This is a genomic window from Kocuria tytonicola, from assembly GCF_003687175.1.
GTDB lineage: Bacteria > Actinomycetota > Actinomycetes > Actinomycetales > Micrococcaceae > Kocuria > Kocuria tytonicola.
The window spans coordinates 1,487,402-1,500,023 of sequence record NZ_RDEX01000001.1 but is presented as its reverse complement, the minus strand read 5'-3'; the positions used below and the strand labels follow the sequence as shown (position 1 = coordinate 1,500,023).

General features: G+C 66.0%; 9 protein-coding genes. 2 read left to right on the top strand and 7 right to left on the bottom strand.

Features of this window, described 5'->3' with window-relative positions; translation table 11 throughout:
- Positions 1 to 93 precede the first annotated feature (93 nt).
- Entirely contained in the window at positions 94 to 732 is a 639-nt protein-coding gene (locus EAE32_RS06835; protein ID WP_243635611.1) for a vitamin K epoxide reductase family protein, read from the top strand.
- A 140-nt stretch (positions 733 to 872) separates the two neighbouring features.
- Here the strand turns inward: EAE32_RS06835 and ndk are convergent, their stop codons facing one another.
- From ndk to ileS, 4 genes are all read right to left on the bottom strand, one after another.
- Complete coding sequence (gene ndk, locus EAE32_RS06830) at positions 873 to 1,286, bottom strand: nucleoside-diphosphate kinase (protein ID WP_121845732.1); 414 nt, start codon at positions 1,284 to 1,286, stop codon at positions 873 to 875.
- A gap of 128 nt (positions 1,287 to 1,414) precedes the next feature.
- Entirely contained in the window at positions 1,415 to 1,858 is a 444-nt protein-coding gene (locus EAE32_RS06825; protein WP_121864567.1) for a DUF4233 domain-containing protein, read from the bottom strand.
- A gap of 30 nt (positions 1,859 to 1,888) precedes the next feature.
- Positions 1,889 to 3,259 carry a bifunctional folylpolyglutamate synthase/dihydrofolate synthase gene (locus tag EAE32_RS06820; protein ID WP_121864566.1) on the bottom strand — a complete coding sequence of 457 codons (1,371 nt, stop codon included), beginning with the start codon at positions 3,257 to 3,259 and terminating at the stop codon, positions 1,889 to 1,891.
- A complete protein-coding gene (ileS, locus tag EAE32_RS06815) occupies positions 3,256 to 6,567 on the bottom strand; it encodes an isoleucine--tRNA ligase (RefSeq protein ID WP_121864565.1) in 3,312 nt (1,103 codons plus the stop codon). Before ileS ends, EAE32_RS06820 begins: the two co-directional genes overlap by 4 nt.
- Positions 6,568 to 7,188: 621 nt before the next feature.
- On the opposite strand from ileS, the gene EAE32_RS12175 reads away from it, so the two are divergent.
- A complete protein-coding gene (locus tag EAE32_RS12175; protein WP_121864564.1) occupies positions 7,189 to 7,455 on the top strand; it encodes a helix-turn-helix domain-containing protein in 267 nt (88 codons plus the stop codon).
- An 833-nt stretch (positions 7,456 to 8,288) separates the two neighbouring features.
- Here the strand turns inward: EAE32_RS12175 and EAE32_RS11705 are convergent.
- From EAE32_RS11705 to EAE32_RS06795, 3 genes are all read right to left on the bottom strand, one after another.
- Positions 8,289 to 8,843 (bottom strand): hypothetical protein, encoded by a 555-nt coding sequence (locus EAE32_RS11705; protein ID WP_124035167.1) that lies wholly within the window; start codon positions 8,841 to 8,843, stop codon positions 8,289 to 8,291.
- Positions 8,824 to 9,348 carry an RHS repeat-associated core domain-containing protein gene (locus tag EAE32_RS06800; protein ID WP_276309556.1) on the bottom strand — a complete coding sequence of 175 codons (525 nt, stop codon included), beginning with the start codon at positions 9,346 to 9,348 and terminating at the stop codon, positions 8,824 to 8,826. The genes EAE32_RS11705 and EAE32_RS06800 overlap by 20 nt, the downstream gene beginning before the upstream one ends.
- A gap of 299 nt (positions 9,349 to 9,647) precedes the next feature.
- Positions 9,648 to 12,620 carry an RHS repeat-associated core domain-containing protein gene (locus tag EAE32_RS06795; protein ID WP_124035166.1) on the bottom strand — a complete coding sequence of 991 codons (2,973 nt, stop codon included), beginning with the start codon at positions 12,618 to 12,620 and terminating at the stop codon, positions 9,648 to 9,650.
- Between the last annotated feature and the right edge of the window lie 2 nt (positions 12,621 to 12,622).

Here is a 12,622-nt window from a genome sequence, read left to right as displayed (position 1 = left end):
AGGGTGGGGCGGCCCGTGCGGGGGTCGGACGCGCGTGTCGCCCGGGGTCGCGGACCCGGGACACGCACTGCCCGGTGGTCTACGATCGGGCGCGTGAGTTCCGCATCCAGCACCTCCCCCGCCCCCGTGCAGCCCACCGCCGACGGGACGCCCGCACCGGCCAGCCGTTCCGACCGCTCCTGGGCCGTCCTCGCCGCCGTTCTCTCGCTGGTGGGCTTCCTCTCCTCCGCAGCGCTCGTGGCCGAGCGGCTCGCGATCTTCCAGGACGCCAACCACCGCGCGAGCTGCGACCTCAACAGCTGGTTGTCCTGCGGCACCGTGATGCGCACCCCGCAGGCGGAGCTCTTCGGCTTCCCCAATCCCTTCATCGGGCTCGTGGGCTACGCGGTGGTGCTCACCGTGGCCGTGGGCGTCCTGGCCGGGGCGCGCTACGCCCGCTGGTTCTGGTGGCTGGTGTGGCTCGGCACCGCGGCCGGTTCCGTGTTCACCCTGTGGCTGTGGTGGCAGACCACGTTCCAGATCAACGCCCTGTGCCTGTACTGCATGGTGGTGTGGTGCGCCCAGACCCTGCTGCTGACCCACACCACGGCCCGCCTGCGCCGCGCGGGCGTCATGGGTTCCGGTGGACCGGGGGCCGGCTCCGCGGCCTGGGCGTGGCTCATCGGCATCGCCGTGCTCGTGGTCGTCTTCGGTGTCATTGCCGTGCGCTTCTCCACCGTCATCTTCTCCTGACGCCCGGTGCGGCCCGCACTCCCGGTCCGCGCACGACGACGGGGCGGCACCTTCGCGAAGGTGCCGCCCCGTCGTCGTTCTCCCACCTGTGCCGGGCCGCCGGGCGCGTGGTGCGCTCCACACGGCCCGGCCCGTGGGGCTCAGCCGAACCAGATGCCGATCTCGCGCTCGGCGGACTCCGGGGAGTCGGAGCCGTGCACGAGGTTCTTCTGGACCTTCTCGCCCCAGTCACGGCCGAGGTCCCCGCGGATGGTGCCGGGCGCGGCCGTGGTGGGCTCGGTGGCGCCGGCAAGGATGCGGAAGCCCTCGATCACGCGGTCGCCCTCGACGACCGCGGCCACCACGGGCCCGGACAGCATGAACTGCACGAGCGGCTCGAAGAACGGCTTGCCCTGGTGCTCCGCGTAGTGCTGCTCCAGGACCTCACGGCTGGCATTCACGAGCTTGAGCTGGGACAGGGTGTAGCCCTTGGCCTCGATGCGGGCCAGGATCTGACCCGTGAGACCGCGCTGGACGCCGTCCGGCTTGACGAGGACGAGGGTGCGCTGCGACATGGAATCTCCTTGACATTCGTACGGTGCCCGTCCGGCGGCGGGGCCGGGACGCGTGCGGTTTCCGGACCGAGCCTAACGAACGCGGCCGCCCGTGCGAGAACGGGCGGCGCGTCCGGCGGCGCGGGCACTCAGGTGAGCGGGCCCTCGGCTTCCCAGCGGGCCTGCTCCTGCGCACGCCGCACGTTCTCACGGTCCATCCGCCCGCCCTTGACCACGGCGTACCACCAGGCCAGGGCGCACAGCGCGCCGATCACGAACATCGCGGGCACCACGAAGCCGGTGGCGATCAGCACGAGCTGCAGCACCCATCCGGCGGCGTAGCCCCACGGCCTGCGCAGCATCCCGCACAGCAGGATGAACAGTGCCGCGAGCACCACGGAGCCGCCGAGCAGCCACAGCTTGTGGGCCGTGCTCCAGTCCCGGGCCAGGAGCCCGTAGGCGCCCAGCGCGGCGAAGAACACGATGAACGCCTCGATGCTCAGCACACTGGAGGCGAACATCGTCCTGACCGAGCGCTGCTTCTTGGGCTGGTTCGGGCGCCATTCGCGCTGGGCCTTGGTCATGCGGGCCATGCTGCTCCTTCCGGGGAGGCGGGCAGGGGGTCAGAGTCCGAGCAGCACACGGGCTTCTCCCACCACGGTGATGGACCCGGTGACGAGCACCGCGCCGTCGAACTGCTCGCGGGCCGCGGCGTCCTGGATGGCCGCGGCGCAGGCGTCGTCGAGCCGTTCGGCCACGTGCACGGCGTCCTCGTCGAAGCCCATGTCCACGGCGATGTCTGCGAGCTCGTCCGGGGCCACCGCGCGCGGGGAGTGGGAGGCGGTGCACCACAGTTCCAGGTCGAACTCGTGGTACTCGTCCGCGAGCACGCGGAACATGGCCTCCACGTCCTTCTCCCGCAGCACGCCCACCACCAGGTTGAGCTTGGTGAACGTGAACGCCTCGCCCACCGCCGCCGCCGAGGCCAGCAGCCCGTGCGGGTTGTGCGCGGCGTCCAGGATGACGGGCGGGGCCGTGCGGGCCAGTTCCAGGCGGCCCGGGGAGGACACCGCGCCGAGGCCCTGGGACACGAGCTCGGGGTTCAGGGGCTTCTCGCCACCGCCCAGCAGGGCCTCCGCGGCCGCAATCGCGACCGCGGCGTTCTGGGCCTGGTGGGCACCGAACAGGGGCAGCATGAGGTCCGGGTACTCCGCCGCGAGTCCCTGCACCGTGATGACCTGCCCGCCCACCGCGGTGGTGCGGGCGGTCACCGAGAACTCCACGCCCTCGAAGCGGAACGGGACCCCCAGCTCGCGGGCACGGTCCAGGAGCACCTGGGCGGCCTCGGGCTGCTGGGCGGAGCTCACCAGGAAGCCCTCGGGCTTGACGATCCCGGCCTTCTCCCGGGCGATCTCCGCCACGGTGTCCCCCAGGATGTCCGTGTGGTCCAGGTCCACGGGCGTGACCACGGAGACCGCGGCGTCCGCCACGGTGGTGGCGTCCCACGCCCCGCCGATGCCCACCTCCAGGACCATCACGTCCACGGGCTCGTCCGCGAAGACGGCGAACGCCAGGACCGTGAGGATCTCGAAGTACGTGAGCCGCGGCGCGCCGTCGGCCTCCAGGTGGCGGTCCACGAGGTCCAGGTACGGGGCGATCTCCCCGTAGATCCGCACGAACGTCTCGTCCGGAACGGGCTCGCCGTCAATGCTGATCCGCTCGGTCACGCGCTCCAGGTGCGGGCTGGTGTACCGGCCCACGCGCAGGTCGTGCGCGAGGAGAAGGGACTCGACCATGCGTGCCGTGGAGGTCTTGCCGTTGGTCCCGGTCACCTGCACCACGGGGGCGCTGCGGTGCGGGTCCCCCAGCGCGGAGACCGCGAGCTGCATCGCATCCAGGCGCGGCGCCATCCTGTGCTCGGGCGCCCGCGCCAGCAGGTGCTGGTAGATCTCCTCCACGGACGCGAAGTTCTCGTGCTCGGCGTTCTGGCTCACGCGTCCACCACCTCCACGGTGACGTCCAGGTCCGTGGCCTCCACCAGCTCCAGCTCACGCGTGAGGGTCTCCCCCTGCACGAGCTCCCGGTGCGCGGCCACGGCGGCCAGCGTCTCGGCGTCCGCGCGGAGCACCGTGCGGATGCGGTCCGAGACCACGAGCCCGGCGTCCTTGCGGGCCTGCTGAATGGCACGGACCACGTCCCGCGCGGTGCCCTCCGCCTTCAGCTCGGGGGTGAGCTCGGTGTCCAGGACCAGGAAGCCGCCCCCGGGCAGCACGGTGACGGCGCGCGCGGAGGACGCCGCGGCGTCGTCGACCACCGTGACGAGCTCGTACTCGCCCTCCTCCAGGGGCACCGAGCCGGCGACGACGCCGCCGTCCCCGGTGACGGACCAGTCACCGGACTTCGTGGCCCGGATGACCTGCTGCACCTGCTTGCCCAGGCGCGGTCCCGCGGCGCGGGCGTTGACCTTCAGCTCCTGGGAGATGCCGTAGTCCGCCGCGGAGACCTCGTCCGCGTCCACCAGCGTGACGGACTTGAGGTTGAGCTCGTCCGCGACGATCTCCTCGAACGTGCCCGCGAGCGCGGCGGCGCCGGGCACAGCCACGGTCATGCCCGCGAGCGGCTGGCGCACGCGCAGGCTGTGGGCCTTGCGCAGGCCCGAGCCCGCGGAGCAGATGGCACGGGTGCGCTCCATGGCGGAGAGCAGGGCCTCGTCCCGGGGGAAGAGGGAGGCGTCCGGCCAGTCGGTGAGGTGCACGGAGCGCCCGCCCGTGAGTCCGCGCCAGATCTCCTCGGAGACCAGCGGGAGCAGGGGTGCGCTCACGCGGCACACGGTCTCCAGGCACGTGTAGAGCACGTCGAACGCCTGGGTGTCCTCGGCGAAGAAGCGCTCGCGTGAACGCCGCACGTACCAGTTGGTGAGGGTGTCCATGTAGCCGCGCAGCCGCTCGGCCGCGGCCCAGATGTCGTACTCGTCGAAGGCCCGCTTCGTGTCCGTGACGAGCGCACCCGTCTCGGCCAGGAGGTAGCGGTCCATCACGTGCTCGGCGTCGTGGCGCAGCTGGGCGTCGTAGCCCGCTCCCCCGCGGGCGGCGTTCGTGTAGAGCCCGAAGAAGTGGTAGACGTTCCACAGCGGCAGGATCATCTGCCGCACGCCGTCGCGGATGCCCTGCTCGGTGACCACCAGGTTCCCGCCGCGCAGGATGGGCGAGGACATCAGGAACCAGCGCATGGCGTCCGAGCCGTCCCGGTCCAGGACCTCGTTGACGTCCGGGTAGTTGCGCAGGGACTTGGACATCTTCTGCCCGTCCGAGCCCAGCACGATCCCGTGGGAGATCACGTTGCGGAACGCCGGGCGGTCGAACAGGGCGGTGGCCAGGATGTGCAGCGTGTAGAACCAGCCGCGGGTCTGGCCGATGTACTCCACGATGAAGTCACCGGGATTGTGGGTCTCGAACCACTCCCGGTTCTCCATGGGGTAGTGCACCTGGGCGTAGGGCATGGACCCGGAGTCGAACCACACGTCCAGCACCTCGGGCACGCGACGCATCACGGACCGGCCCGTGGGGTCGTCCGGGTTGGGGCGGGTCAGCTCGTCGATCCAGGGGCGGTGCAGGTCCACCTCGCCCTCGGCGTTGCGCGGCAGCCGCCCGAAGTCCGCCTCGATCTCCGCGAGGGATCCGTAGACGTCGCGGCGCGGGTGGTTGGGGTCGCTGGACTCCCACACCGGGATGGGCGAGCCCCAGTAGCGGTTGCGGGAGATGGACCAGTCACGGGCGTTCTCCAGCCACTTGCCGAACTGGCCGTCCTTCACGTTGCCCGGGATCCAGTTGATCTGCTGGTTCAGCTCCACCATGCGGTCCTTGATCGCGGTCACGCTCACGAACCACGAGGACACGGCACGGTAGATCAGGGGGTTCCGGCACCGCCAGCAGTGCGGGTAGGAGTGCTCGTAGGAGGCCTCGCGCAGCAGGGCGCCGCGGGCCCGCAGGTCCCGGATGACGGTGCGGGCCACCTCCTTGTCGAAGACGTTGTGCCCGGCGAGCTCCGCGAGCGGGGCGCCCGCCGCGAGGGTCTCGTCCGCGAAGAGGTCGTAGAAGCGTCCGCCCTCGTCCACGGAGAGCACCACGGGGATCTCGTGCTCGGCGCACACCAGCTGGTCGTCCTCGCCGTAGGCCGGCGCCTGGTGCACGATGCCCGTGCCGTCCGTGGTGGTCACGTAGTCCGCCACGAGGATCTGCCACGCCCGGCCCGTGCCGAAGCGCTCGTCGTCCGTGAAGTAGTTCCACAGCGGGGCGTAGCGGATGCCTGCGAGCTGGGCACCCGTGTAGTGCGCGCTCACGGCCTCGCGCACGGCGGTGGCCGGGTCCTCGGCGTCGCCGTAGCCCAGGTCCTTGGCGTAGCCCCCGGCGAGTTCCGCGGCCACGAGGAAGCGGCGCCCGGCCAGCTCCCCGGCACCGGGCACCAGCACGTAGTCGATGGCGGGGCCCACCGCGAGCGCCTCGTTGGTGGGCAGGGTCCAGGGCGTGGTGGTCCACGCGATGGCCTCCGCGCCCGCGAGCTCGGCGGCGACCTCCGGGTGCGCGGCCCACGAGGTGTCCTCGGAGAGCCGGAACGCCACGGTCACGGAGGTGTCCTGGCGCATCTGGTAGACGTCGTCGTCCATGCGCAGCTCGTGGTTGGACAGCGGCGTCTCGTCCTTCCAGCAGTACGGGAGCACCCGGTAGCCGGAGTAGACGAGGCCCTTGTCGTCCAGGGCCTTGAACGCGCCGATCACGGACTCCATGTACTCGGGGTTCAGCGTCTTGTAGTCGTTGTCGAAGTCCACCCAGCGGGCCTGGCGGGTCACGTAGTCCTGCCACTCGGAGGCGTACTTCAGCACGGAGGCGCGGCAGGCGTCGTTGAACGTGTCGATGCCCATGGCCTCGATGTCCTGCTTGTCCGTCATCCCCAGCTGCTTCATGGCCTCGAGCTCGGCGGGCAGACCGTGGGTGTCCCACCCGAAGCGGCGCTCCACGCGGCGGCCCTGCTGCGTCTGGTAGCGGGCCACAAGGTCCTTGACGTAGCCGGTGAGCAGGTGGCCGTAGTGCGGCAGGCCGTTGGCGAAGGGAGGGCCGTCGTAGAACACGAACTCGTTGGAGCCGCGCTCACCGCGCTCGCGCTGGTCGATGCTCGCCTGGAAGGTGTCGTCCCGCTTCCAGTAGTCGAGCACGCGCTCCTCGATCGCGGGCAGGCGCGGTGCGGAGGGCACACCCCGGGCTTCGGGGTCGGTGCTCGCCTTGGGGTACACGAATGAGTCGCTCACGGTGCTCCATCCTGAGGGTGTGACGGGTCAGGATGCGAGGACGCTCGGGCGCACGGGGCGCCGGTGGCGCGGTACCACCTCGCTTGTCCGCCACGCCGCCGGGGATGCCGACGACGCCGCGAGCCGCTCGTTGGGGGCTGTCACGGGCCCGAGTCGTCCGGTTCTACTGAGATCCCCGCGGGGTTCCGTTCTTCCGGAGGGGCTCCCCGGTGATGGCCGGATCAGCGCCCGTGCGCACGGGGCGCACTCGGCCATTGTACCGCGCGCGGCGCCGGCGTCAGGCGGTCCTCTGCGAAGTGCGCCGCGGGCGTTCGGAGGCGGCCACCAATGGCCCACGAACGGGCACTCCGTCGCTGAGACCACAATGGACCGGGTCCTCCACAACGAACGCCTCCACCACCTGGCACCTGGGCAAGGAAATGCCCCCGACCATCTGGCAATAGGTGCCAGGACAGGAGGCCGGGGGCGGCACCGAAAGGACGATGCAATGCCTGATTCTATCCCACACGGTTCCCGCCTCCACGGCGTCATCGAAGCCGCGGAGCTGCTGGGCATGACCCGCCAGGGCTTCAATGCCTCCGGACAACCCGAGCCGGATGTCTGGATCGGAGACACCCGCGGATGGACCACCGAGACGCGGCGCGAGTGGGACCGCACCCGGAACCGGTGGCAGAAGATCACCGCCGAGAAGCGCGCATCGTCCAGATGTACCGCGACGGGTACAGCATCGCCCAGACCTCCGAGGAATGTGGGATCAGCAATGCCTCAGTGATCCGTATCCGCGCGGCCGAGAAGCAGCGAACAACGTCGACCACATCCGACCCGCCGCTGTCGTCATGGGAGCCACCTCATAGTTTTCTTGATTGCTGTTGTTTTGAGTCGCCTTAAATGGGTTTACAGCCATCGTAACGCAATCTCTCCCTTCGGAAAATTTTAAGGTTTTACTTTCCTCGTTGTTATTTTCTTTTTGTCATTTCTCCTCGATTCGATTGGGTATTTTCCAGATACTGCTGTGTTTGATAGAGGGCAACCGGTACCGCCGGATGATCTCAATCTACTAGGGCCCGAGAGTGAGCCCCAACGGGCAAGCGACTTTCCGCCAAATTGGGGGCCAGCACCTAAATCCTACCCCTGGCCAGTTGCTTGGATCATCTCAAATTTTTGGATGCAAATCGCAAGGTACGCGCTCCAGCTACCCGCCGCGAGTCCCGGCACAGTGCGCCTTACCGTTGGGGAAGGCCGGCCTCGCTTGCCCACTGCCCCGCCTCCGGCAGGCGGGCCACGCCCAGCGCTCGCCGTGCGTAACCACGCGTGGTTGTGGCGCAGGGCGCCGGTGTAGCAGTAAATGTGCTGGTGCTGACAATCCAGGGTTACATAATCCGGGCAAGGCCCGCGCCGTCAAATTGGCCGGTTGTTTATTACCACCCGGCAAATCCGGACGATCCCGTGAGGGCATAAAACTTTCTCACTCGGCAGGAGGAACCGATCGCGGTAGAAACCTTCTCATCTTCAATGGGTATCAGTGTGAACCAGTCTGGGGGATCTGTCCGCAACTCATTTTTTAAAAAGCAATCCCAGCAACCAATAACCAATAACCAATAACCAATAACCAATAACCAATAACCAATGCAAATATTATTAATACAATGACACACAGCAAAGCGATCACAACAAATGGCTGGCCCCGCACGAAATCGCACGGGGCCAGCGTGAAGTTCAATCTATTTAGTTTGACCAGGTAAGGATTCTAATTTAGAAAAAATGTCTTCAATGTCTCGCTTACCTTGACCCCAATCGTATATCTGCGCGCTAAGCTTCGGTTCGGACGAAATTGCTACTTGCGTTTGCTGTGGAGCGATAGGCGTGAGACTTATAAATATCTTCGAGCCCCAAGTACTTATATTTAGACGTCGTGAGATATCAAAACTTTTTTCGCCCACTTGTCGTACGGTGTATTTCGGCGATTCCAGAAGAGCGACCCGTTCCTTTAATTCGTTAAAATCAATATTAAAACAGGTCTTTGAACTTATTGAAGCGCCCTCTGTCTTAAATTCGTACCCCCTAGAGCTTCTTACTTTTTTAGGACGCGATAAAATAATCAGAACGGCGGAAATCAAAATTGGGGTTGCTGTCATAATCAATCCCACGGAAGTTGGAATTCCTGTTGTTATTGTTACCGCCAAAAATATTGCGGACATCAAAACAGCCCACAATATTATCAGTTTTCTTGTTTGTTTGGTAGTAATCTTTAACATATCAACCGAAAAGACTTCCACTCGCGGCACCCACGGCGCATCTCAGCGCCAAGTCATCCACTCCGACCTCATCCTCTGTGCCCTCCAGAGCTGCGGTTGCCGATTCATCTACCATGTCCCCGAGACACCCTCCGATAGCAGCACCAGCAAGGGCACCACCGGGACCTCCTGTTGCCCCTACAAGTGTGAATAACCCAGCAACTCCAGCACCAAGTAGTTGACCAACTGCCTCTTCACGCGAAGCTAAACCCAGGGGGTCGGAGTAGTTGATGGGGTCGTTCCCGGCGAAGGTGTACCGGTTGGCGTTCGCCGGGTCCAGGGGCGCGTCGAGGGTGTCGCGTTGGGTGAAGCGTCCGGTGCCCACGGAGTACCACCGGTACCCGAACTTCACCCAGTTCGTGGACCGGTCGTGGATACCACCCTTGAACTGGAACGGGTTCACCGGGTCTCCCTCACCGTTCTCGTCGTTCAGCGCCGGCACCCCGTACGGGTCGTAGTCGTAGGCGAAGAAGGAAGCATTGGTTATTTTCTGTAATCCAGATGTTCTTGCCTTAAGTATTAGGTGAACTTAAATTTCAACTTCGAGGATTGGTTAAATCATGACGCTTTGTTTTCTTGCCATGTTTTTTTATAACGAAAACGATTATAAACATCAAATACACTCCGAAGAAAATATAGAGTGATATTTCGTGAAACAGTCCGTATGACCTCCACGGGGGCTCACCTGATGTGGCCATCGAAAATAAAATTGCGCATGCCGCCCCGGAGACAAACCCTAAAACCAAGTAAGCCCCCAGGGCAATAAGCTGATAGAATCTACTTCTATTAGTCTGCAACATGTTTGCCCCCACCGCCGCGAATTGCTTTTCCAGCCACCATACCCAGCTTGCCAGCGCCTCCAGAGGCACCACCAAGCAGGGCACCTTCCATGCAACCGTTTGCCGCGTCTTCGCCGTCGAGCCAGGACCCTCCTGCCCCGCCCAGGCAGCCTGCAATTGCACCGCCCACTACGGGGCTCAAAACGCCGTCCAACGCTCCACCAACAGCGGCCCCAGCAACAGCGGAAAAAATATCACCCTTTGTGACTTCCATCCCCAGGGGGTCGGAGTAGTTGATGGGGTCGTTCCCGGCGAAGGTGTACCGGTTGGCGTTCGCCGGGTCCAGGGGCGCGTCGAGGGTGTCGCGTTGGGTGAAGCGTCCGGTGCCCACGGAGTACCACCGGTACCCGAACTTCACCCAGTTCGTGGACCGGTCGTGGATACCACCCTTGAACTGGAACGGGTTCACCGGGTCTCCCTCACCGTTCTCGTCGTTCAGCGCCGGCACCCCGTACGGGTCGTAGTCGTAGGCGAAGGTGGTGGAGTCCTGGTTGGTGACCAATGCTTCCGGGTTCCCGATCCCGTCGTAGACGTAGAGGCTCTGCACGCCCTCGGCGGTGCGCAGCATCAGCGGCTGCCCGGTCACCGGGTCGTTCTCCAGGTGCGCGGTCTTCCCGTTCAAGCTCACCTGCTCGACCACGGGCAGCCCGAACTGGTTGGTGCGCCCGTAGCCGTACTCGTAGTTCCCGCGGGTGGTCTTCTGCTTGATCAGCTCCGACTGGGACCCGCCGGCGTAGGTGTAGGTGAACGTGCCCTGCTCACGGGTGTGGGTCGTCATCTGCCCGGCGGCGTTGTAGGTGAACGTGCCGCCGATGTCCTTGGTCATGTTCCCGGACGCGTCGTAGGCGTACGCGGGGTTGGTGATCTCGTTCGCCGCGTTGAACGTCAGGTTCGTGGCCTGGTAGCCCTCGGTCTTCGCAGAGGTCAGCCGGTTGCCGCGCGCGTCGTAGGTGTAGGTGTAGGTCCTGGGGTCAGTGCCCCCGGTGCGTACGGCCTTGGTGACCTGGCCCTTGGTGTCGTAGGTGAACACCGTGGCCGAGGAATCCACCGCGTCCTTCACCCACTGGATTTTCGCCCGGTCCGAACCCGCCCCGGCAGTGCACCCGCCGGCCGGGGTGGTCCCGGCGGTGTAGCAGTAGGTCTTGTCCTGCACCGTGGTGTTCGTGGTCTCACCGTTGCCGACCTTGGCCACTGTGCGGGCGATGCGCCCGGACTTGTCGTAGTCGGTGTGCTGGTGTGCGGCCCACTTCGTGTGGTCCCCGCCGGGGGTTTCCATCCAGATGTCCGTGCGCCGACCCCGGTCATCGGTGGCCATGTCCGCACGCTTCTTCTGACCACCGGACTCGTACCAGATCGTCGTCGGGGTGCCCGAGGCGTCGAAGTCGTAGGTGGTGGTCCCGCGCTTGTCGCTGACCGAGGTCAGGTTCGAGGCCTTGTCGTAGCCGTAGGTGACTTCCTCCCCGGCTGCGGAGTGCCCGCGCGTGGTCAGCCGCCCCAGCTCGTCGAAGCCCATGGTGGTGGTCCCGGACCCGTCCACACGCTTGGTCTGGTGCCCGTCCGCGTCGTAGGTGTAGGACACCGCCGGTGTCCCGTCCGAATACGACTCCTTGGTGACCCGTCCCATCCTGTCGTAGGTGTAGCTGATCTTGTTGCCGCGGCCGTCGGTGATGCTCGCCGTACGCCCCCACACGTCATACGTCAACGCCTGGGCGCCCAGGGTGGTGCCGGTGACCGGGGTGATCTTGGTCAGCTGCTTGTTGCCGTCGTAGGTGTACTTCGTGGAGTTGGTCCCGTTACCCGGAGCCGTCGCGGTGGCCACGGTCCCGTCGGCGTTGTACGTCACCGCAGCCGGTGTCCCACCGGCCTGGGCGGAGGAGAGCATGTTCCCCGCACCGTTGTAGGTGTAGGTGGACTTGTTCCCCGCAGGGTCCGTACCCGCGGTCGGCAGGTACTTCGTGGCCGAGGCCGTGTTCCCGTACTCCAACGAGGACGCCGCCCCGGTCGGTGAGGTGGACTTGGTCAACGACTGGCCCGAATTGGCCCCGAACGTGTTCGTGGTGGTGCCCGCACTGGCCCCGGACCCGGAGGTGGTCGAGGCGATGTCGAAGTCCGCGGTGTAGGACGCGTCCTTGGACCGCCCCACCGGGTCCGACGCCTTGGTGACGTGATCGGAGGCATCCAGGGTGAACGTGGAACGGGGTACCGATCCCACCGGCTGGGACTGGTCCGTGTTCGGGCCCGCCACCAGGGTCTGGGTGTCCGAGGCGTAAGCCAGGCGGGTGACCGCGTTCTGCCCGTCCCCGGCCACCCGACTCAGCGTGGTCAGCCGGTTCGTGTCGTCGTAAGTGAACTCAGTGGTGTGGCCTTCTGGGGAGGTGACCTTGCGGACCTGCCCCTCCACGGACTCGAAGGTGGTGCGCTGACCCTTGGCGTCGGTGAACGCGGTGAGGTTGTTCTTCGCGTCCTTCTCGAACACCACCGCCCGCGTCTCGGTCCCCGAGGTCTGGGAAACCTTCACCTCGCTGGCGCTGGTGGTGATCGTCGCCGTGCGCGCCCCGGCCGGTCCGGAGTACCCGGTGACCTTGGAGAGCACCCCGTTGGTGTAGGCGTAAGTGGTCTTGTTCCCGTTGCGGTCCGCCACCGAGGTCAGCAGCCCGTCAGCGTTGAACGTGGAGACCTGCGCGGTGGTCCGCGAGGTCAGGGTGTATCCGGAGGAGGTCTTCACCAGGTCAGCCTTCACACCCTTCGGCGGGGTGAACGCCGTACCGGAGGCCGTGAACTTCGCGGAGAACCCGTCCCCACCGGTGTAGAGCATCCCACCGTCCACCGTGGTCAAAGACCCGGAGCTGCCCGCGGTGAGCTCAAAGCCCTGCGGCAGCGCAGAAGACTCGGAATGGTTCGGGGACTGCGAGTTGTTCACCA

Excerpts from the sequence above, each read along its gene's own strand:
- EAE32_RS06825 (WP_121864567.1), bottom strand. The coding sequence starts at position 1,858 with ATGGCCCGCATGACCAAGGCCCAGCGCGAATGGCGCCCGAACCAGCCC.
- ndk (WP_121845732.1), bottom strand. The coding sequence starts at position 1,286 with ATGTCGCAGCGCACCCTCGTCCTCGTCAAGCCGGACGGCGTCCAGCGC.
- EAE32_RS12175 (WP_121864564.1), top strand. The coding sequence starts at position 7,189 with ATGGACCACCGAGACGCGGCGCGAGTGGGACCGCACCCGGAACCGGTG.